This window comes from Haemophilus sp. CCUG 66565, from assembly GCF_001679495.1.
Taxonomy (GTDB): domain Bacteria; phylum Pseudomonadota; class Gammaproteobacteria; order Enterobacterales; family Pasteurellaceae; genus Haemophilus; species Haemophilus haemolyticus_K.
Genome location: NZ_LZOX01000013.1, coordinates 150,527 through 171,897 on the forward strand (window position 1 = coordinate 150,527; position 21,371 = coordinate 171,897).

Annotated in this window: 28 protein-coding genes and 1 pseudogene; 1 reads left to right on the top strand and 28 read right to left on the bottom strand. The window is 38.7% G+C overall.

Features of this window, described 5'->3' with window-relative positions:
- Position 1: 1 nt before the first annotated feature.
- From A9501_RS04250 to A9501_RS04310, 13 genes are all read right to left on the bottom strand, one after another.
- Complete coding sequence (locus A9501_RS04250) at positions 2-367, bottom strand: hypothetical protein (protein ID WP_065265017.1); 366 nt, start codon at positions 365-367, stop codon at positions 2-4.
- A gap of 136 nt (positions 368-503) precedes the next feature.
- The gene (locus A9501_RS04255; RefSeq protein ID WP_065265018.1) at positions 504-881 is read right to left on the bottom strand and encodes a hypothetical protein; all 378 of its coding nucleotides are present in this window, start codon (positions 879-881) and stop codon (positions 504-506) included.
- A gap of 54 nt (positions 882-935) precedes the next feature.
- Positions 936-1,229 carry a hypothetical protein gene (locus A9501_RS04260; protein ID WP_065265019.1) on the bottom strand — a complete coding sequence of 98 codons (294 nt, stop codon included), beginning with the start codon at positions 1,227-1,229 and terminating at the stop codon, positions 936-938.
- A gap of 35 nt (positions 1,230-1,264) precedes the next feature.
- Positions 1,265-1,726, bottom strand: coding sequence for a hypothetical protein (locus A9501_RS04265; RefSeq protein WP_065265020.1), 462 nt, complete (start codon positions 1,724-1,726; stop codon positions 1,265-1,267).
- The gene (locus A9501_RS04270) at positions 1,719-2,339 is read right to left on the bottom strand and encodes a DUF4376 domain-containing protein (RefSeq protein WP_065265021.1); all 621 of its coding nucleotides are present in this window, start codon (positions 2,337-2,339) and stop codon (positions 1,719-1,721) included. The genes A9501_RS04265 and A9501_RS04270 overlap by 8 nt, the downstream gene beginning before the upstream one ends.
- Before the next feature lie 16 nt (positions 2,340-2,355).
- Positions 2,356-3,168, bottom strand: a complete 813-nt coding sequence (locus A9501_RS04275; RefSeq protein ID WP_065265022.1) for a hypothetical protein — start codon at positions 3,166-3,168, stop codon at positions 2,356-2,358.
- Positions 3,165-3,560 carry a hypothetical protein gene (locus A9501_RS04280; protein WP_065265023.1) on the bottom strand — a complete coding sequence of 132 codons (396 nt, stop codon included), beginning with the start codon at positions 3,558-3,560 and terminating at the stop codon, positions 3,165-3,167. Before A9501_RS04280 ends, A9501_RS04275 begins: the two co-directional genes overlap by 4 nt.
- Positions 3,553-3,891, bottom strand: a complete 339-nt coding sequence (locus tag A9501_RS04285; protein ID WP_065265024.1) for a hypothetical protein — start codon at positions 3,889-3,891, stop codon at positions 3,553-3,555. The genes A9501_RS04280 and A9501_RS04285 overlap by 8 nt, the downstream gene beginning before the upstream one ends.
- Positions 3,892-3,899: 8 nt before the next feature.
- Positions 3,900-7,592, bottom strand: coding sequence for a host specificity protein J (locus A9501_RS04290; RefSeq protein ID WP_065265025.1), 3,693 nt, complete (start codon positions 7,590-7,592; stop codon positions 3,900-3,902).
- A 10-nt stretch (positions 7,593-7,602) separates the two neighbouring features.
- On the bottom strand, positions 7,603-8,187 hold the full coding sequence (locus A9501_RS04295) for a tail assembly protein (protein WP_065265026.1): 585 nt from the start codon (positions 8,185-8,187) through the stop codon (positions 7,603-7,605).
- Complete coding sequence (locus A9501_RS04300; protein ID WP_065265027.1) at positions 8,130-8,864, bottom strand: C40 family peptidase; 735 nt, start codon at positions 8,862-8,864, stop codon at positions 8,130-8,132. The genes A9501_RS04295 and A9501_RS04300 overlap by 58 nt, the downstream gene beginning before the upstream one ends.
- Before the next feature lie 2 nt (positions 8,865-8,866).
- Positions 8,867-9,580, bottom strand: coding sequence for a phage minor tail protein L (locus A9501_RS04305; RefSeq protein WP_065265028.1), 714 nt, complete (start codon positions 9,578-9,580; stop codon positions 8,867-8,869).
- Between the two features lie 44 nt (positions 9,581-9,624).
- Positions 9,625-10,143 carry a phage antirepressor N-terminal domain-containing protein gene (locus A9501_RS04310; RefSeq protein ID WP_065265029.1) on the bottom strand — a complete coding sequence of 173 codons (519 nt, stop codon included), beginning with the start codon at positions 10,141-10,143 and terminating at the stop codon, positions 9,625-9,627.
- 244 nt (positions 10,144-10,387) lie between these two features.
- Between A9501_RS04310 and A9501_RS04315 the strand changes: the two genes are divergently transcribed.
- The gene (locus A9501_RS04315) at positions 10,388-10,768 is read left to right on the top strand and encodes a type II toxin-antitoxin system PemK/MazF family toxin (protein WP_065265030.1); all 381 of its coding nucleotides are present in this window, start codon (positions 10,388-10,390) and stop codon (positions 10,766-10,768) included.
- A gap of 161 nt (positions 10,769-10,929) precedes the next feature.
- Here the strand turns inward: A9501_RS04315 and A9501_RS04320 are convergent, their stop codons facing one another.
- From A9501_RS04320 to A9501_RS04380, 15 genes and pseudogenes are all read right to left on the bottom strand, one after another.
- Positions 10,930-11,820, bottom strand: a complete 891-nt coding sequence (locus A9501_RS04320) for a phage antirepressor N-terminal domain-containing protein (RefSeq protein WP_065265031.1) — start codon at positions 11,818-11,820, stop codon at positions 10,930-10,932.
- A 335-nt stretch (positions 11,821-12,155) separates the two neighbouring features.
- Positions 12,156-12,614 carry a ProQ/FINO family protein gene (locus A9501_RS04325; RefSeq protein WP_065265032.1) on the bottom strand — a complete coding sequence of 153 codons (459 nt, stop codon included), beginning with the start codon at positions 12,612-12,614 and terminating at the stop codon, positions 12,156-12,158.
- Between the two features lie 125 nt (positions 12,615-12,739).
- A complete protein-coding gene (locus A9501_RS04330) occupies positions 12,740-13,003 on the bottom strand; it encodes a hypothetical protein (RefSeq protein WP_065265033.1) in 264 nt (87 codons plus the stop codon).
- On the bottom strand, positions 12,993-13,427 hold the full coding sequence (locus tag A9501_RS04335) for a type II toxin-antitoxin system HicA family toxin (RefSeq protein WP_065265034.1): 435 nt from the start codon (positions 13,425-13,427) through the stop codon (positions 12,993-12,995). The genes A9501_RS04330 and A9501_RS04335 overlap by 11 nt, the downstream gene beginning before the upstream one ends.
- Positions 13,428-13,429: 2 nt before the next feature.
- A complete protein-coding gene (locus tag A9501_RS04340; protein ID WP_083071897.1) occupies positions 13,430-13,765 on the bottom strand; it encodes a DUF1902 domain-containing protein in 336 nt (111 codons plus the stop codon).
- Between the two features lie 244 nt (positions 13,766-14,009).
- A pseudogene (locus A9501_RS09820) lies at positions 14,010-14,198 on the bottom strand (phage tail protein); the annotation flags it as partial.
- Between the two features lie 12 nt (positions 14,199-14,210).
- Positions 14,211-14,669 (bottom strand): hypothetical protein, encoded by a 459-nt coding sequence (locus tag A9501_RS09825; protein WP_065265036.1) that lies wholly within the window; start codon positions 14,667-14,669, stop codon positions 14,211-14,213.
- A 94-nt stretch (positions 14,670-14,763) separates the two neighbouring features.
- Entirely contained in the window at positions 14,764-17,988 is a 3,225-nt protein-coding gene (locus A9501_RS04350) for a phage tail tape measure protein (protein ID WP_065265037.1), read from the bottom strand.
- A 9-nt stretch (positions 17,989-17,997) separates the two neighbouring features.
- Positions 17,998-18,324, bottom strand: coding sequence for a phage tail protein (locus A9501_RS04355; protein WP_046949758.1), 327 nt, complete (start codon positions 18,322-18,324; stop codon positions 17,998-18,000).
- A 38-nt stretch (positions 18,325-18,362) separates the two neighbouring features.
- A complete protein-coding gene (locus A9501_RS09910; RefSeq protein WP_441294759.1) occupies positions 18,363-18,704 on the bottom strand; it encodes a phage tail assembly chaperone in 342 nt (113 codons plus the stop codon).
- Positions 18,701-19,105: a hypothetical protein gene (locus A9501_RS04360; RefSeq protein ID WP_046949759.1), complete on the bottom strand. Its 405-nt coding sequence runs from the start codon at positions 19,103-19,105 to the stop codon at positions 18,701-18,703. The genes A9501_RS09910 and A9501_RS04360 overlap by 4 nt, the downstream gene beginning before the upstream one ends.
- 97 nt (positions 19,106-19,202) lie before the next feature.
- On the bottom strand, positions 19,203-20,213 hold the full coding sequence (locus tag A9501_RS04365; protein ID WP_005643795.1) for a phage tail tube protein: 1,011 nt from the start codon (positions 20,211-20,213) through the stop codon (positions 19,203-19,205).
- 8 nt (positions 20,214-20,221) lie between these two features.
- The gene (locus A9501_RS04370) at positions 20,222-20,614 is read right to left on the bottom strand and encodes a phage tail terminator-like protein (protein ID WP_065265038.1); all 393 of its coding nucleotides are present in this window, start codon (positions 20,612-20,614) and stop codon (positions 20,222-20,224) included.
- A gap of 6 nt (positions 20,615-20,620) precedes the next feature.
- On the bottom strand, positions 20,621-21,013 hold the full coding sequence (locus A9501_RS04375; protein WP_065265039.1) for an HK97 gp10 family phage protein: 393 nt from the start codon (positions 21,011-21,013) through the stop codon (positions 20,621-20,623).
- On the bottom strand, positions 21,006-21,350 hold the full coding sequence (locus A9501_RS04380; RefSeq protein WP_143421507.1) for a hypothetical protein: 345 nt from the start codon (positions 21,348-21,350) through the stop codon (positions 21,006-21,008). Before A9501_RS04380 ends, A9501_RS04375 begins: the two co-directional genes overlap by 8 nt.
- Between the last annotated feature and the right edge of the window lie 21 nt (positions 21,351-21,371).

The window sequence follows — 21,371 nt, forward strand, 5'->3', positions numbered from 1 at the left end:
ATTATTGTGCAACCCCATTTTTAGCATTGTTATATACTGTCAATAGATCCAGTGTAGCAGTGTTTTCTAAAGCTGTTAAACGCTCTTTAATACTATTTAAAGTTTCAGTTAAAGATCTAGCAACTTCGTTGTCAGACACAATGCTGTTAATTTTCTGTGCAATCTCAAACAAAGTGTCAAGATTTTCAGCTAACTCGCCACCTTTCAATTTGTTTTCAAATTGTGTCAGTTGTGTTTGTAGTTGTGAGGAAGTAACAACATCAGTTGGTAGACTACCTAAACGTTGCAATAATTCTCGCAACTCTTTATAGTCAGCACCAACTTGTTTTGCAAACGCAACGATATTATCTTTAGCATTAACTGTCATCTTAGCCCCTTATGTTTTAGCTAGGTTATAAATCAATAATAAATTCGGTAAAATTAAATCTTCACAATTTTGTTCTTTCTTGCTCAATTTAACTTTAATCTTCGGTTGTTTTGTTTTCAACCGAACTTTAAATTTTTCACATTTCATTCGTACTCACTCGCTTAGGAATTTCTTTCGTAATTGAATGCTGTAATGTAAATGTGCCTGTTACAATAGCTGATATTTTGTCGTCAATCAGTGTGAATATGTCATAATCAGCCATTCCCCATTTAACGTTAGCTGTATGCATATTTCTAATACTAACAACAATCACATTATCTTTTACTGCAATTTCGCCTGTTCTCGTAGATAGTTTGATTGTTTCGCCTCTGGACGGCTTAATCCACATTTCAAAAGATGCATTACTTAACCCATTGTAGGCAGTTTCTTCTTCGTCATCATTGACAATTTCAAAGATAAAATCTTTGTCAGTACCTTGATAATGATTTAGATCAATTTGTGTTATTTCGTCCATATCTTACCTCCAATAAAAAACCGCCCGTAGGCGGTATCTCTAATAATTAGATGATTAGATAACAATCTGTCCTTGCTCTTTTAAGTAAGCATAGATGCGTCCTAGATCGATTTCCTCCGTTGTTTTGCCAATGTCATCTTGAGTTAATGGTTTGCCTAAAATGTTTTTTGCTGTGGCTGGATCAATCCATTTATATTCCGAGATGATAGGCGTAAAGTCTGTCACTGCCCCATCATTATCTGTACCAGTACCAAGTACATATTTAGCATTAATTGAGCCGTCCTCTTGTTTAGAGTATGCAGCAATAACTGAATACATTGGGTTTAAGATTTTGTTGAATGTCGTCATAAGAACTCCTATTTATTAATAAAAAAACCATGGTGTTATCCATGGCTATTGGTTAAATGTTTGTAAAGTGAATTTGGACTAAACTTGTAAGGCTTATCTATTCCAAGGCATTTTGCGCACCATTCCGAGCAAAAATATTTTGTCTTGCTGTCTCTAATACGCAAGACAACACCTAGCGCGCCGATAAGGTCATATTTCAAACCTTTTGTTTTTTCAAAAAATACATTTACTTCCTTTGGCGAGATTTCTAGTTCAACTAAATCCCACCGCTCTGGAGGTAGCTCCATTATTTTTTTACGCACTCCTCCATCTCGATTACTTGCGCTAAAACAAGTGTACATCTTAGATTGTTGAGAGTTAGATATTGCTATTTCACAATGACTGTATGGTCCGTGCGTAAAAAATTTTATAGCATCATCAAAAAAGCGGAATAATGTATTTTTAACACTATTCCGCTCTCGTTTATGTTTATAAAAAGCAATTACCACTTTAGACATAAGATTGACTCCATCCCTGGTTAAGGTCGATATTTTCAGGCGTATCTGATTTATCAACTTGCGCTTTTAATACTTCAGCGTTTCGGTAATCGTGATCGACTTTACCTTTGATTGCTTGCGCCAATGCTTTAAATGTATCTAAATCAAATTGCACCCAATCATTTTCGATTGTTTTCCATTGTCTCGGCTCAAAAGTGCCTAATACAATGGTTAGTCCCATACCGTCATATTCTTGGCGTGCCACTTGGTCGGTATGGAAATGTCTAACTTGACCATTTGGTAAAGTGACCTCTACACCTGTTCTCGTCGCTTGTAAGCGGCGTGCCTTAATGGTTTCCCATAATTCAGCCCGTTTCTTGGCGAGGTTTTGTTGGATTAAATCCGAATCGATTTCCCAATCGTGTTTTTCGTCATTCCACCTGTGGTTTTCGCTTGGTTTGACACCACTACAACCCACGGTATATTTATCTATACGCCAAAAGTGACCTTGAGTATCGAGTGTTTCTTGGATTTTTTCGCGCTCCTGCTCTGTGATAAGACACGTTTCATCTGTAATTTCCTCTTTACGATTAATTACAGAAATTAGTTGTTGATCAAATAGAAATACTTGCATTTTGTTTCTCCATATTTTAATTGTAAGGAATTTCATCAAAAGACGGTAAGTGTGAAACATCTATTACATCTAAATATATTTCTCCACTTTGTATTTTTCTATGAGATGGCATATAGAATAATTTATTTTTTTCCAAATTATTTGCTAAAATTGTTCTAAATTTAGTTCCAGAAAGACTATCAATGATTAAAGGCGTTATAATAGATCTGTTTGTTTTTTCGTCATAGTAATACATTGTAGGTGGCATAAGACAGGCGACACGTCTATCTTTATAAATATTGCTATGTCTTTCAAAATTATTATCAAACATATTTCCACATTTTATGCTTTCTAATGGTTTATATACCTTATTATTTAGTAGCACTTCTTTAAAAACTTTTATGCCATAATTTGCATTATCTAAAGTATTATCTACAAATTCAAATAAATGAAAACCAAAATCCATATGATAAAAAGGGTCATCATTGCTATAACATTTAGTATTTATTGCATAATCCCAATCAGGAGACATTTGTATATATCTGCCTGTATCAGATTTATATCTACTTCTAGCAAAAGTTTCATCAGGATAAATTATTAAATTACTTACTCCTTTATTTGTTTGTTCATTATTTGATTTACTATGGAAAAATTTTGATTGAGGTTCTATGAAAAGTAAACAATTTCTATCAACAGGTAGCTTTTTACTAAAAATTGCACTATGTAATGTGCATTTATACGACCTTTTATATCTTAAATATTTAACAGGAATTTCTGAAGCTACCATTTTACGCTGTAAATTAGGTAATGAAAAATGTTTATAATTCATTGACATGCCGTAATTATTCATTGAGAAAGTCTCCGAAAATCAGCCATAATAACGCCATAACCAATAGTAATATCAAAATAACTATCTGCTGAAAATTGAATATGGTCTAAAATATATTTATTTTGTGAACTAGCCCATTCAATTTTTGGGCAATGATATATAAAATCTTCTGACCTAAACTGCTCTATTCTTACGAATGGAATATAATTTAAATAAATTGCATTTTTTCCATACTTTCTAACAAACTCCAATCTTTTATTTTCATTTAAGTCTATATAATCCTTATTTAATTGAATTTGATATTCAGATGGAATATTTATTTTATGTTGATACCCCGTGATATGAGCAGTACCTAATTCTAAATAATAGCTATCTAATATACTATTATTTACTCGTAATCCATAATTATTCATTTAAACTTACCCACACTTGCGAAATATGGTCTAAATCATAATCGCATTTAACTTGTTTTTTATAAAAAGGCGACCCCTCAACGGTAGTCAATGCTCGTAAAGCAAATAAACTCGGATCAACACTAAATCTAGGACAATCATTGACTGTCAAAAATGTTACTAATGATTCTCCACGTGCTAAAAATGATTGTTTATTTGCCCAACTTACGAGCTCAATCGTGGTATTTTTATTGATGTAATCAATAGTCAAACGCCCAGCAATATGCCAGGCGCAGATAGGTTTTTCTGTAAACGATTTATCAATCGGTACAGGCTCATCGATGTAATACATAACTCTCCTTAGGATAATTTACCAACTTTAACAACCTCTGTTCCGCCATCCCAAACGTGTAACGCTCTTGTAGCGCTAGATAACTCAATACCACCGCTTGCATCTCGGCTAATAAGTCTAAAACCACCATTAGACTGCACCTCAAATAAAGTGCCAAAATTACCATTTAAACTACCAATTTTAAGCGAGCCACCATTGATAGCGCCTAAATCCGCACTAATCGATGATATGCTAGTTACGTTTAATTTATCTGCAGTTAGAGAGTGTGTCGCAACGTGGTTTGCACCAATGCTGTTAGCCGCAACGTGTTTAGCCGTTACTGCTCCAGTTGCAATCTCATTAGCGGTAACACTATTAGCCGCTAATTGCTCGGTAGTGATTGTTCTGGTGATGATAGATCCACCGTGTATTGAGGTTACACCAGCATTTTGCCATACGCTAGGCTGTCTCGTATATTGAGTGCATTCTTCTAGCATTGGGCGTCGAATATACATAAAGGGGTTATTTTCAATTCCACTAGCCCATTGATTAATTATTAATCTATATGTGACATTGTCTGATTTTGCTTTAAATATCATAAATATACGATATTCATCTTCTAGCCCAGTTACAATACTTTCAAAACCGCCTTTTCGACCTCTGCCAGTCCAAGATTTATAAATTACTTCAATTGCGCCAAGTTCTACGTTCAAGTCTTGAAATGACCGATGCCCACCAACATAAGCAGAAAAGCAGTAATATTTGCCCTTTACTAATGCGATGTCTTGATATAATCCACCTAATCTTACATCACCATTATTTGTGTTTTTTCTATTTCTTTGCCAACGGAATTGATTTTCCGTATCTAAATAGCCATTGCCATTATAATAACCTGTATTTCTATTAAATACCCAATCAGCATGATCTATATTATTGGTATCAACATACATCGTCCAACCGTTGCCATTATTAGCAAAAATAGGGTTACACAACAGGTTTCCACCTAGTCCAATTGCTAACTTATCCCCTGTTATTTCACCAGCCGCTAAATGATTGGCTTTTACTGCTCCAGCTTGTAACGCCCCAGCTCCAATTGTGTTTACACCAATCTGATTAGCTTGCAACGTGCCTACTAATTGAGTTGTATTGATTCGTATGCCGTTTACATCAACCCCATTTTCGATGTATTTACTACCGTTCCAAGTGTATAGTTTTCCATCGGCGGTATTGTATACTTGCTTGTAGCCTATAAATTTATTGACGTTTAACCCTGTTACGGTTTTAGTCATTTCAAGGTTGCGAGCTGGCAACGCAGTATCAATTACCTCATTTACAATGTTATGAGATAGCTTTTTATTCAGCACCTCTAATTCGGCATCAATATCTACCGCACTTTCACCTTTAATTCCTGACTGCTGATTAAATGGACCAACATTCACACCACGAGTATGTCGCAACCAGTAATATCTAACCTGTTTTGCACCAACCTCGTGCGTGTACATTCTTGCTGTGACTTTCGTCAAACGTTTGGCAGTTTTAATGTCATCTGTTTCACTGGCAAAAATTTCTGTTGCCGTAGCATCATCAACCCAATCCCACTCAAGCGTGATATTACCGAGACCGCCAGTTGTTCTTACGCCTGTTGGCGCTGGAGGTTTATTGATGGTAAAGGTCTGAGTTTTTTCGCTCAATAACTGCCCATTATCAGTTTTAACTTGGATAAGGACGCTATAATCCCCATTTTCGAGACTATTTATATTAAGATTGGGAGAAGGTTGTCCTAATCGCACGTCATATAGCACACCGCCTTTATAAATGCGGATATCGTATTTGACGATGCCATTACCGCCAGTCACGCTACTGTCAACTGATACGCTACCATCTGCATTTACTGCCACACCAATGTTACTAATTTGCGGTGTAGTAAGTACGGTCGTTCCTACAGGCTCAAACTTGGCGCCATTATCAACGATTGCCTCTTTTTGTGGCTCGTGTTGTAACGCCATAATGGTGTACTTGCCTTTGCTCTCCTCTTTTACAGATAACGCCTTAAATAATTGGCTTGTTACTTGTTGAGTAGTCAAAGACCATACACCATAGAGTTCCAAACCTACTGGCGGTTGGTCGAGTGTCACCTCCGCACCATTGACTGAGATAATCTTAATATTTTGATGTTTAGCATTGGCATTGATATAGCTAAGATAACTATTACCGCTAATAGTGATTTCACGATCTAATGTTACAGTCATACCATTGACTGCTAAAACTCGACCACCAATATTAGTACCAGCATAGTGCGTATCAGCGACTTTGATAATGTCGCCAGGGATATGCATTAACCCTTCTGCGCCAACAGTAAACGTAACGGTTTTGGTTTCTAGTTTTTCTGTTTGTAGCAACCATAAGGCTGTACGGTGCGCTTGTCCTCTTGATGTACAGCCAAAAGCCGTGATTTTCTTAACGTTTAATCCATTTTTACGGATAGACTCGTCATCGGAAACGTATTCAATCGTTTTTTCGTAACTATTCTCTTTATCCGCATATTCGACCTGAATTGCATTATGGCGGGATTTGCGAGCCGAAAATGTATAACTAAACCCGCTCTCATCCACGTTGGCATTTGTATAAGTCCAAACTGGATCTGCTGGTCTATCCATTACCACGGTTAGCTGCTGGCCATTCCAGACTGGCATTGCTCTGAAAATTGAGCAAATATCATTAATAACTTGGTAAGCAGAGCGTTGTTCAGTCAACCAAACATTACAGGTAAATCGTGGCTCTTGCCCACCAAATCCATCTGGTACTAATTGGTCACAATATTGAGCGACTTGATATAACGCCCATTTATCCGCGCCAAACTCACCAAGTCTTCCGCCCAAGCCATAGCGTTTATTCGTTACGACATCATATAGCACCCAAGCTGGATTATCTGTCCAGTCAATTTTAAATGTGCCATCCCACATACCGGTATATTGACGAGTACGAGTATCATAATTGCTAGGTACTTTAACTTTTAATCCTAGTAAGTCATAAGTGCGAGTAGGGATGTTGCTAAAATACTCCGAATCAAATTTAACCCCCATCAAAGCTGTGTTTGGGTAGGTAAATTCGGTGTCAATAATCTCAGTGTAGCTAGACCAAATGGTATTATTTTGTAGGCGCTGTGTTGTGCTATCGTCTGTAGTTCGCTCGACTTTGACAATAAATGGTACGCTAGGCAGATTATCAAAAGTATGATGTTGCAAATACTGAGAGCTATACTTGCCACTAATTGACACAGGGTAAGTTCTTGAGCCAATAGTAATGATAAAGTTTACGGATGTTCCGTTAGTATCGCCATTATCCTCTTGCTTAAAAAGCGATTGGACACCGATGGTCAAGCGCAATCGAGATACTTTGCTATCGGTCACGGTTCTTGTAAGCGGTAGATTTTTCTTAACTAGAGTGCCAACACCTACTTCCTTCTCAGATGTATTAAATCCAGCCATTAAATCTTGTACTTGACCGCCTACACGCCCCTCTACCTGCACATTTTTAAAATTATAAGAGCCGTCTTTGTTTTGTACTGGTGTTTTGTCAAAATAGATGGATTTCATTCCATCGGCTAAACCGTAAACTTCGCCCTCTGAAATTACTTCAACAATTTTGACAAGTTGCTTACTTCTGCCGCTCTCTTTTGCCTCGACTGGCGTATGACCGCCACTACCGCCACCTTTACCCATTGAAAACTCCTTAAATTTCAGTATCCATTGTTTCTACGCCCTGAGATATGATGAGAGAGCCTACCCTTATTCTCCCATACGCCAATGGCATAGGTTTTCCCTGCGCTGTCATATTCGACAGGTTCGAAAATGCCGTAGATTGTTTCTTTTCTTTTTCAGTACCCATTTTCATTTCTGGCATTTTAGTGAGCATCTGAGCAACACCGCCCAATAATAGAGATGCCCCAACAGAGCCAACTATCCAAGCGGCATTGGTACTGATAATGCCAGCAAGCGGACCTAAAGCGATTGCACCAGCAATAATTGCGACACCCGCAATCACGCCAAATAATCCACCACGTTTTGAGCCTTTTAAAACAGGTGTAAAATGGACTGTTGCATCATCTTTTAATTTGTGGCTCAATCCTTGCTCGAGATAGCGATTATCAAAGTAGTCTCGCCCTACTCGCACGGTAAACAATCCTTGCTGGATGGATTGACGCAATTTAGGAATTTGGCTCGTTAAGGCTTGGACTATCTCCGCCGTAGTTTGGCAATCTAGCCTAAATTCAGATCCAAAGTGTTTAAGGCTGCCGTAAAATCTAACGTTGACCATGCGTTATATCTCCAAATACTATGAGTGTGTTTAAGCCAATATCCATCATATAAATCACGCTTAGATAATCGTTTTGGCGCATGATGAAGTACCATTTGATTGCCCACATAAATTGCCGCGTGATTGGGTACATCAGCCCCGATATTGATTAAAATAACATCGCCTATTTGTGGTTCTTCTACTTGCTCAAAACCATGTTTAGCCATGTTATCTAGGTAGAGATTAAAGCCATCTTCCCACCAGTAATCATCACGCTCAAAATCAGGTAAATTACAACCAGATAAGCGGTAAAAATCTCTAAATAATGTGTAGCAATCCATTTCACCGTGTTTAAAATCACGACCAATCAAAAATGGGATTTTGGGGAAAATATGAATTTGCTCATCACAAACTAACCAAAAATCTAACTGGCTATAAAGTTGTGTTTGCAAATCTGCTTGTGATAGTTTTGGCTCGCCTTGTGGGTGTGAGTGGACTAAGACCAAAACCTCGCCTTTTTCACTTGCTGCAATGTAATCTTCTGGCGATATTTCAAAGTGGTTTTCTTTATCTTCTGATGCGTTTTCGCAAGGGATAAAGACTTTTTCACCACCCACTAAAACAATAAAACCGCAACTTTCTTGCGGTTCTTTTGATTTTGAATAACTGATGATTTCGTTATGTAATTTACCGTCCATTGTTACCCCAACTTATCAACGCTAACAAATCCGCCATAGTTGTGCGTATTGTTTCGCAACTTACATCCAGTCAATAATCCACTGCACTTATCCTTTTTAGGATCTGTTGTTGGTTGGTCTTTTTCATCTGCAACTGCTCTGCCTGTATAGCCACACTCAGAGCTACGATACAGCCAACTACAAGTAGATGTAATCATTCTTGCACCAATCAATGCATTGTCGGTCTCAGATGGCAAAGCTAGTGTAAATTGAGCAATATCTCGATTTAATGAGGATAATTGCTCAATCACAAAGTAACTTAACGCCTCTTGCGTTGGATCTGCTTTTTTATTGCCATTTGCAAAATTCGCCGCATCAAGATAGTGCATATAGACTAATCTCCGTCTGACAATCCCACCCAAACATTGATCAAAGCGGTTACAAAGTGCGGTAATAAATCCGTTAATATTTCCTAATGTAAGAGTTGGCCGATTACTTGGGCCATTACCTGACATTTCAAAGCCATCTGCTTTTACAGCAAATGGCTCAAATGTTTTACCTTGCCATACGATAGATTGTGATTTCTCATTGGTGCCAGCATAAAAGCGATATAACTCGCCATTCATGCCGTCATTATCTTTCAATCCTCGCAAATCCACCTCAAACAACTCAATGAGCGCATTTTGTTCGAGTTTGGCTAGGTCGAGTTTGAATGCGTTGCTAATTAAGGCTGGCATTATTTACTCCAATAAAAAACCGCACTTTCTAAAAGATTGTGCGGTTATAAGTTCACGAAAAGATCTAACTGTTTAATTTGTAAAAGCTCACGCTCAAGGGCTTGCTTTTCTGATTTGCATTGCTGCAATAATTTTCCCCGTTCACCAGCTCGTTGCGTGTATTCGGCTTTCTTTTGTTGCCACAATGCCAACTTGTTTTTGACTTCGTCACGGCGGGCGACACCTTCCGTCCAATAGTCCCACAACGCCAAGAAACATTCCTCTTGGTAATTTTCCAGGCGTTCTTTTAAATCGGCACGCACTTTGTTTGGATTAAGCCCAAATAACCACCCATTGAGTTTTTTAATCGGAATACATAACATTTCACGGTTTTTGCCATCTTTGGCAACCGTGGTGATATGTCCACAGTTGAATTTCTCACTCTGTTCCATCAGTTTTTTATGCTGACCTTTCCAGTCTAACCCAATTCCCTCAACAATCTCACGCATTGCTACATAAGCCACGCCGTTGTTATCCACTAAAGTAACTTCTTTACCTAAAAATTCTGCAGTTAATGTTTGCATATTTCTTCCTGTTTTCTCCACAAAAAGAGGCCTGTAAGAAGCAGTGAGTGGAGAAAGGAAGCACCGCTTGTCACGTGTACATCGCTATCTTACAGGCAATAAAAAACCGCCCATAAGAGCGGTTGTTTGTTAGTATTATTGTGTTTATTCCATGTTGCAGGTAACCCCTACTCTATAGGAAAATCTAATGGTTGATCTCCGTCATAGCGTCATATAAGATCTAATAAAAACATCAATAAATCTTATGACTTTAAAATATCAACCAAAGGAAAAATCGGTTTTAATGTGTGACTTTTCTCAATTCAAGTCACCAGAAATGACAAAGGTTCGCCCTGTTGTTGTCATAGCTCGACATAAGAGAAACAGAGAACTTGTTACTGTTATCCCATTGAGTACAACCGAACCTAATCCCCTAGAAAATTATCATTATGCGTTACCTGTAAATCCGCTACCAGACAAAGCAAATATTCAATGTTGGGCAAAGTGCGATATGGTTTACACAGTGTCACTATCTAGGTTAGATCGATATAAGATTGATAAAAGAACCTATATCGTTCCTGTTGTGTGTGACGAAGATTTCCAGTTGATTAAAAATTGTACTGCAATAGCCCTAAAACTAAGGTAAAATCTTACCCGTACCCGAGAGGGGCTTGCAAAACCAATTTGAAAAACAGTTGGTCGATTAAACAAAGGCGATAACAAGCCAGTTTAATCGTGAAGTGGGGAGCATTAGGCTCCCCTTTGTTTTTCTTCTTTCCCAAAGTGCGGTCTAAATTCTGTTATGTTTTAGAGAATGTCTAGCTGAAATCCTGTTGCTTTAGGGTTGTAGGCTCTAAGATATTTTAAGACACGCCAGTTATTGCCTTGTTTGTACTCAAATTTTTCAGTGATTCGCTCTAATACTTTTTGCGCCTGACGAAGAGTGCTGCGATATTCGTAAGCCATGTCATGAACTGGTGCAGCGTAATGCGAACCAATTTGTTTTAATGCAGGGAGAAGATTTTGGCAGAGTTCGGTGCCACGCAATAAAGCAAACCACGCCCACACAAGCTGTTGTAGGTCATGCTCTGTAAATTCACGGATGAATAGCTCATCTTTTTTCTGTTCAGTGATAAGCTCACCCTCAAGCACAATTCTGTGAACATACTCTACCGCTTGAGGTAACTGCTCTAATGTTAAATCTTCGATGCTTTCCACATTAAAGCGTTGATGGATTAAATGGTAAGCATCGGAATAAATTAATCCCTTTTTGCTCACGAGCATATTCACGGCATTGCGCAGGCCAGTGCGATCATCTACCGTGGTTTTACGTTCAGCCTTACCATTAAACCAATAATCATGTAACGCTTGGTAACACTCTTTTTTGTATTTGATTAATGTGTCACGGATTTCTGGGTTACAACGATTAATATCAATTCCAAATAACCAACCGTTTAGGTATTGAATAGGAAGACATAGCATTTCACGATTTTTCTCATCTTCTGCAACTGTGGTTATGATAACCACGGTTGAACATAATACTTCATCTCTCACTATTCTTTGGCGTTGCGCGCGCCAGTCAATGCCGATATTTTCACAAATAGGCTTCATAGCAACATAGTGATTGCCATTTTGTTCAACGGTAATTAATGACTGATTGTTGAATGAAATTGTTTGGGTTGAGATTTGATTAGACATAGAATGTCTCCTTTGGATTTTTTTTACGAAATTAAGATTTACCCTAAATAGGGTGCCAAGAGGTTCGTAAACCGTCCAAAGTCGGCTGGAGTTATTCCCCGAAGGTCTTTTATTCCTCGCCCTCTCGGCATAGATAAGATGTGGTTATGCGCAATGAATGTTTAATGGCAATAAACAAACAAGGTTACTAAATTTCACGCATAAAAAAACCGCTATGCTATCGGGAGCGGACTAACCGCTTTGGATTTAAGGCTACGACACCTTGAGCAGATAACTATCTGCTTGATAAAAATCATAATGAAAAAGCCCCTTGGGTGTCAAGGGGCTTTTTGTAATTATTCACTTTTAATTTTGGGCGTTCGTCTATGGATTACAACTACTTTACTTTTTTCAGGATTTTTCTGCTCAAGCAATTCAACTTTCTTATATTCAATCTTCGTTTCTCTTGCGAGTGCAATAGCAAAACGATATTCAGCATTGGCTTTGGAATTATGTTCGTTAATTTGATTTAATCTTTCTCTCGCTAGTTGCTTTTCTTCCGCAGTAATTAACCTCACTTTTGAACCATTAACATCTCTGATCCATTTTCTACGAACAAAACGTTTTAAATAGCTAGGTGAATCTAAATAATATCGCATAGCACTTCGAACCACTTTTGATAACTCATCATCACCAAGTACGACAAGCATATCATCGATAATTGTAGGAACTAGTGGTTTAGTATCGAAAAAGACATTTGGAAACCGTTCTTTTAACTTAGCTAAATTTGCTTTGATATTATCTTTTCGACCCATATCTTACCCCATAAAAAAAACAGCTTCCATTGGGAAGCTTTTTGGTTAAGGTTTCGACACCTTAAAGCTAGATTATCTAGCTTGGGGAGGATACTAAGCTTTAAATTTTGCTCTGTCAACTAATATTAGTTTTTTGTTTCTGGGGTAAGATTGCCGTTTACAATATCAAATGCCCTATGATAACAATCGTAAAGAATTGAATACGCCATATCTGCATTTTTATCACGTTTTCCATTTTCTAATATATCCAACACCTCTTTTACGGCTTCAAGAGCTGATAATAAATTTTGTTTGGATTGAGAATCATTTTTTGTTGTCATTGCTAAATTAATGATCCCTGTACAAGCATTTAATGCTAGTTTTATTGCATTAATATCTTTAATTTCCATATTTTCCCCATACTCTTTTATTTAATGCATCACGTAAATGCCGCCCTGTTTCTTCCCAAGCATTGTTAAAATATTTATACTCATTCGGCTCTATTTCAATTGTAGAAGATACGGAAACAACGGGGGCAATATTTAATATGGAACCAAACCCCAACAAGAAATTGCTAATGCAATGGGTGTGTTTAGGTTTTTTCATATCCGTTTCCTTAAAAAAGTTAAAAATCCCTCCTTCAGCACAAAAACAAAAGCCCACAAAACCAAGGTTATTTGCTGTGTGGCGGTTGGTAATAGTATAAGCAACAGGGAAAGGTTTTTGAGTAATTGGGCTGTTCCAAATTTCATGGCTGCCCTTTCCCTGACGCAAGAATGTGCAACCATATTGCTTGAGTATTTTTATAAGCTGATCGTAATACCCACTGCCCATCGTTACATCTCCAAACGTTGGAAATCCGCGTGACTTTCAGTTTGGATAAAGGCAAGGCGGATATTATCACTTTCACTGCCGTAACCTTGTAATTCATGCATTTCAGGTGCAATTTCCCATACGCGTTGTTGCAATTCTTCATAGGTGCGACCTTCAGTGACAAGATGCAACTTATCGCACGTGCCAATCCACGCGGGGATATTATCTTCTACATCATACATCACTTCCACGACATAAGGCGGACTGATTCTATCCAAGCGTTTCTTCACTGACATGAGCGTATCCTCAATGGTTATGCCGAAATTTGAGGTGAATACATTACACTTTTTATTAGACATTATAAGCCTTCTTTTTATCTAACATATTTCTCTAATCAACATAAAAACACTCACCCAAAATGAAGTGAACGGGTAAATTTATGTGCTATTAAAGGTTAAATAACAGTGATTGAAATAGTTCAAACTGTATCGAATGATAGATGAAAAGTTTTATCTTGACAAGAAATTGCTTGCAATGACTAAAAAAGAATAAAATCTTACCGCATGAAAAAGCCCCTTTGTAGTCAAGGGGAAATCATTGCGATTAAACAACTTCCTCAAACTCACAAGTAAATATCGTGTCAACCTTGCCAACTTGACGAGGAAACTTAGGACATATCACTTTCACTAACTCGCCATTAAGTGCAGAATCCCTAAAATAAAATGGGTAAACACCACTGTGTTCTTTCATAAAATTTCTAAATTTCTCTGCTTCTTCGTGTTTGAGTTTGTAGGTAACCGAATATTATTTCTTAAGTAAAGCGGGTAATTTCTTATCAAGAACTTCTTGGAGCTCATTTCTTGCGTTATTGCTATCCAATTGCATTTTATTAATTTGCCCAAAAGCCATCTGAGATTCAGACCAAGCATTAGCCCAAACCTTTGTTCCGTTTCTAAACTTACTAATGGAATATCTAACTTTTAACTGTGGTGTAGTGGAGTACGAATTACCGATCATCATTTGCATCATGATAGCTCCGCCTCCCTCCATTTCTTTTGAACAAATAACATAATTTTTAGCCTGTTCTTCAATAACATATCCTTTGTCATTGCAATGTTGAACAATCGCGTCAGCAACTTGTTCAGGTGTATATTGGGGATATTCACCCTCTGCTTTTCCTGACGCTGTTTGTTTTTTTAACGGTTCTTGAGCACACCCTACCAATAATGCGCAAGCTAACCCAGTTAATAATAATTTTTTCATGCAACCTCCTCTGAAAATATGGTCGGTTGCATTTTATTTTGAAAACATCAAAAAAACGTTGAACAAGATCACAAAATGGAAAATTCGCCTAAAATTAGGCGAACATTCCACCCGGTCGCATATTTTGTTGCATTATTGTTCCTGCCTCTTTTCGAGCAATGGCTTGCACTAATTCCACAGTAATTTCTAAGCCGCCACTGGTCTCTTTGGTTTCCACGTTGGCGTTTGTTGGCTCACCGTTGTTGATGATGTTTACCTTCACGCCCCGATTATTCGCATTCATTGGTGTGCTTGGTGCGTATCCACCCACTGAACCGCCGTTTGCGTAGCCCTGTGGTTTAGCCTTGCGTTGATAGTTGAGCTGATCGAGGTAATTCACACCCAAACGGCTTACTGCTTCTTTGGTAAAGACATATTCGCCTTTGTGAACAATGCCAGCTGGCGTATATTTTCCTCCTTGGCCAGTAAATCCCCCTTCATCAAATCCAACGAGTCCACCAGTATATTTTGATTCAGGGACTAAACCGCCTCCAGAGAACCCGAAATATTTGCCAAAAGGTGTTCCTTTGAACGCAGCCTCGAGTGATGCAAAAATCATCATTTTTACAATCATTGATGTGATATCTTTAATCACTGATTGTGCAAAGCCTCGGAAATTTCCTTTACCAGTTAATACGAAATTAGTTACGGCATCCGACATTCCATTAAACGCATTTAACGTGATTTGAGATACGTTGCCCATTACATCTTCCACCGTGTTTCGGAATTTTTGGAAACCATCTCTAAATCCTGCCACTGGATCGCCTTTTAGTAATTCGGCTTGTTTAGCTTGTTCTTCTTTTAAGCGTTTAATTTTATCAATCATCTGCTCAAGTAAGGCAATATTTTCTTGCGTCATGCCTTTGCGCAATTTTGCCGTCTCAAGCTCTAGTTGATGATTAAAACGTAACTGATCTACCGCTTCACTTGTTTGACCAATAAGCGTCAATTCAAATTGTCGAGCCTCAATCTGCTCTTTGTAATTGTCACCTAAATCGCGGATTGCAACTTGTTGCTGCCCACTGTCAATTTCACTGGCAAGGCGTTTTAGATTAGCCAGTCCTTCTGCACCAAAGTGCGCATATTTTTCACCATTGGCAGCAATATCGTTTGTGAGTTTTTTTAACTCTTGATATTGGCTAATTCCACCATCTTGCAGATTGGCTTTTATGTCCGCTAGGCGTTGTTGGAGTTGGGTCACTTGATCAGTGTACTGTTTGACATAATCAACTTTATTCCCACTCCCCTTATTCTCTCTAGCTAACGCATTGGCTTGATATTCTTTTTCGATTGCATCAAGTTCAGGCTTACTATATTTACCTTGCTCAGAAAGCCGTTTAATATATTTTTCTGTTTCTCCCGCTGCTCTTTCTTGCGGCGTTTTTGCATTAGCAATTTTTCGATCAAGGCGAAGATCGTCAATAACCTTTTGAGCATCTGCGCCAATACCTGCAGTTTCTTCTTTTACGCCAATTACACCGCTAAGTAGCAATCTTGCCTTTTGCGCCGCCTGAGCTAATGCATCAGCCATCCCTAAGATTTTACCATTGGCGTCTGGTAACAAATCTTTAAAGTCTTCTGTTGAAAGTTTTAACTCAACAAATTTGTCTTTATTAAATTGCAATTCAGGGTAGAGCTTTTCTACGCTCTCTTTCAAACGTTGAACTGACTCCTCTGCACCAATAGATTTTAAATCTCGCTCTGACTTCGCTAACTGCTGATTAGCTGAATCTATTTCGCCTTTCTTGATTTTTAAATCTTCAAGAAGTTGATTATAGCGTTTCAGTGCATATTGATTTTGCCAAAGGTTCCCCTCATCCATACTTTTAGTTTGAATCGATAATGCGCGCTCCATTCTTGATTTTTCTTCAATCAATGATTGGATTTGATTCTTCTGCTCTGCCATAGAACGCTTCAATTTTGCGCTCATTGCTTCTAGCTGATTTGCAGTCAATTTTTGTAACGCATCACTTGTCACATCAAGACTTTTCGCATAATCAAGATTTTCCTGTTTGGCTTGCTCTGCATTTTGTTTCCAGGTATAAAATGCCCCCGCCCCCAAAGTAAGCGCAGTGGTGACCAGTCCAATAGGTCCACCTAATAGACTTAAAACACCACTTGATGCTCGCCCAGCCAAAGATAGTTTTTGTTTAGCAAGCGCTGCCCTTTCTGTAGCCTCTCTCTCTGCGTTCATTAATACTGTAAGTTGAGAGGCTTGGGTGGCCATTTGACCACGTAGCGCCATTCTTGTTTGTTCTGATTGAGCTAAACTTAATTGGGCGCGTAAAGACTGCATTTGTATTTGTGCTAGTCTTAATTCAGCCGTAGCTTGAACAGATGTAGCCTGCGCAACCTCTAAAGCCGCAACAGCCTCTTGCCGTTTAGTTAATACAGACTTAATCCCTGCGACAGAGGCTTTACCTAATTGTCCTAGCAGAACCGAACCAATCACCACCGAAAGATAGTCAATATTTTTGGCTAAAAATGAGACAGATGCAGCCATCCCATCAAAGATACCACTGCGATTACCGACATCATCAACAAATTTAAGTGTTTGGTTTTTCAATTGAGTCATTGCCTGACCAAAAGTCAAAGGCATTTTTTCAAAATCTGCTGAAATTTTCTCAGTTGCGCCTGTAATAGCTTCAAATAACAATTGAGAGGTGATTTTACCTTCAGAAGCAAGTTGTTTCACTTCTGAACGGGTTTTCCCCATATATTGCGCAACAACATCTAAAATAATGGGGGCGCTTTCAGCAATAGTACGGAACTCGTCACCTTGTAACCGACCTGAACCTAATGCTTGTGAAAGCTGGAAAAGTGCACTCGCCTGCTCTTGTGCGCCCACTCCACCTACTGCCATCGCTTTATTTAACGTTTCAGTAAAAGTTAGAATCCGCTCTTGGCTATAACCGTAATCTTTCAATGCTCGAGCAGAGCGAGCGTAAATTGTGGTTGTTGCCTCTAAATCAGCGCGTGTGCGTTGCGAAATAGAGAAAAGCTGGCTTTGAACAGCTTTATATTCTTCAAATGAATTCGTGACAAATTTCACCTGGGCAGCAAGGGTTTTCATTTTGTCGGACATTTGAATAAATTGCCCAAGGCCTTGAATTCCCAATCCAGCTGTCATTAAGACTTTTAATTTACCCATTACGCCTAAAAGAGATTGCACTGAGCGCTCAGTAGATTTTGCGTTATCCGTCACCGAACGAATATCACGATTAACTTTATCAACCCCTATAGAACGTAACTCTATGCCTAATTGTGCGAAATCTGCCATAATTTACCTCTATGCAACAACTTCCTTAAAGGTTGCTGTTAGCGTGCTATATCCTGTTTTTTTAGTTTCATCCCATTCACCACAGGTAAACAATCCTTTTTTATCTCCGTAAGGTTGCCACGAAAAGGCTGTCACCCCACGACATTCATCAAGGAACATATCTATTGCCTTGATCTTTTCTTCTGAACCACTAAAGACTACATCGTAGGTTCTTAGGTTATTATTAATGCCATCTGATTGTCGCTGTTCATAACCGTCACCAAATCGAATTGTATTTACATTCGGCTTTTTTTTCCGCTTCATATTCCAATCGGCTTGCCAAGTAAATTCTTTCATATTCATTCCTTAGTTAAGGATTCAAGCCGAACCTTGAGCTATTCAGCTTGAATATTCAACCACAATATATCAAGTCGTTTAATTACCTCAACCTCCCATCTTGCCAATGAAGTATTAGCCAATTGAGACCATGCCAATATTTCACTAAAAGTAATAGGATTAGCGGACATTCCGCACTGACGGGAGGAGGATACGGCATAAAAATACTCAAGCAAATAACCCACCGCGATATTGGGCGGAGAGTTATTTAGCTCTTCGGGCGTTATACCTAATTGTTGCTCAATAACTTGAAGATGCTCGCGTTGTGTCGCTTTGGAATTGTCTGGTCGTTTATCAAGACGAAATTCTGCCTGAGCAAACTCGTAGAGATGTTCGATCAGGCCTTCAAGAAATTTCCCAAGTCTTCTGACTGTTCAATAATTTGTTCAGCTAACCAAGGACACTGGGTAAGCAGCATTTTCACATTGGCGGGGGTAAACTCAAGAGGAGTTCCTTCCCATTCTAAATTCTCCCAGCTAGCTACGCGTACAATGGCGTTTTCAAGAGCTTCCGATTTCAATTCAGAGAGTTCTTTAAATTGTGGTTTGCGGGTGCGCTGGTTTTCAAATTCTTGCTTTTGTAATTTGCGTAAGACGTTAGATTGAAAACGCTGTACAACATCACTTTGCGAGGCATAAACATCAATCATTGCTCCAGTTCCTTCCCCAGTAATCGGGTGAGTGACTTCAAAGCGATAAGTATTTTCAGAGGCTTTAACAGTATTTAATTTAGAAAAGTCCATTGTGTTTTCCTTATAAAATTGGATTGAAATAAAAAAACCGAAAGTGATGAACTTTCGGGGGTTGTTTTCTATAAAGTATGACTAATTTTCACCGGCTTTAGGCCAATGAATCTTGAACGATGAGTGTTGTTGGTTTCTTTAATACATCATCAATTGTACTTTCCGCATCATAAATCGCGGGGAAAGCATCAAAGTTTAGGGTTTGAATAAGGTTTTTTGCACCGTCATCAATTTCAATAGAAGTTGCTTTCACGCCTGGCAAGATGAACGTTAAATAATCTCCGTTGTCGACTGATTCGGCATCCATTCTTAAAGCAAGAGAAAGATTCGCGCCGCTACGCACAGCGTCAATCATGGTTTTATCTTGGAAATACATCGTAAACGATCCGCTAATTGCCACTGTGCCAATAAACACGTCAGGTGCGTATTTCGCGCCCAGTACCGCCTCACTCGACGCATTCAAATCAATGTCCATCTTCAAACCAGTAACTAACGCTGCTTTGGTTTTGTTAACCATCAGCTGCCCATTTACACCTGCAACCTTAGCTGATTGAGTCACTTCCTGCGCACCAGTAAAATATGCAGTTTGACTCTCCTCGCCTTTTTGTCCTAAAAAGGTGACCGCAATCGATGCTATACCATTCGGTTGAATATCTAGGCTAATTTTAGATACTCGACAACCTGTATAAATGCGACTTAATCCAATATCTGCGAAGGTGTCTTCAAGCGTAAAGGAATCAGTTGTATGGCCAGTTTCAGGAATTACGAGTAATTTACCTTGTTTTTCACCTGCCCCAGTGCTAGTTTTCTTTAATACAGGTGATTTCGCTTCTGTCCATGTTCCCCGCAATGCGGCCGCAAAAAAATCAGACCATTGACCTGCAGACAATTCACCTTTCAAATCGCCCTCCACTTTTTCAAATCCAACAATGGATGGAGAGCGTTGCATATTTTCTCGAATTTCCTCACTTGAGAATGAATCAAATGTTGAGTTCAGTGAGCTTTCTGTGCGAGGCATCACTTTACCAATACCTTTTGCAGCACGTACTCCAAATGTTGTTTCTTTTGCAAACGTAACCTTACGTTTTACACCTTGTGCATTTGCCATATAACCTCCTAGAGTTCATAAGCGGTAAAATTGATTGTAACTGGCAACGCCAGTTTATTATCGTTTAAAAAAATACCGCCAATAAGTGGCGGTTTATGGATGATGATTTGAATGTTATCCTTAATAAAGGACTGACCGTAAAAATGCCGTCGAATATCTGTTGCACGCTCCTCAATGGCTTTCGTGCCTAATCCTGCCTCATAAAATAACGTTAATTGCAAAAAACCTAATTCTTCAGCATGTGGCCGATCAGAGATTGCACCTGTATCGCTAGATGAAATAGTTAAGTGGAGCGTTTGATATGGTAGTTTGGGCGTATTTAAAACGCCTTCCCATGCGGTATTAAATTGTCCTAATTGGTTTAAGTGTGTTTGCAATACAGACCGAATAATTTGTTTCATCTAAAATCACCACCTACTTTTCTTTAATAACGCTTCCATTTCTTGCACAGTAATCCTCACCATGCCTTTTGGGGCCTGAATCGAAAAGCCATTGTTTGTTTTACGCCCTCCTGGTTTAGGGTATAAACCATATTCCAGCGTCAAGGCATAAGGCTTATCCGTCGCAATGTAAAGCGTATTACCAAATTTTGCATTGTTAATCACTTCATTAGAACCATTAAATACAGATGGTGCCTCTCCCACCGAGACTGTCCAACTCCGACGTAACTGCCCGCTATCGACAGGCGTTTTAGATTGCACTTTTTTAAATGTATCCAATGCGATTTTCCGTACAAACATATCTGCACGTTGCATCGTTCGTTCTCTAAAAGCATCAATTTCAGCTACAAATTTACCCATTTACTAACCTTGCCTGAAGCTTGTAATAAATCGTCATACCAGATGGTTTTAATGGCTGACAATTCACAATTTGCCAACGCTCTCCATTAACAAGGAGTACACTTAAAAGCAGCTCCTCTCTCGAAAGAGGAGATGATAGGCTTAACGTAATAGACACATCGCCTTGTTGAACTAAGCTTGCCTCACCTTTTAAAACACCAGAACTTTGGAATTGAGGAAAGTCATAGGCCAATTGGTTAAATATACAAACACCCAATAAGCGACGCTTGCGTCGAGTTGCCTCACCTGTTTCAACGTTGTAATCACTGGTAATGTTTTGTTCAATACTACATGGCACCCCAAATTCGGTTAACAAGGT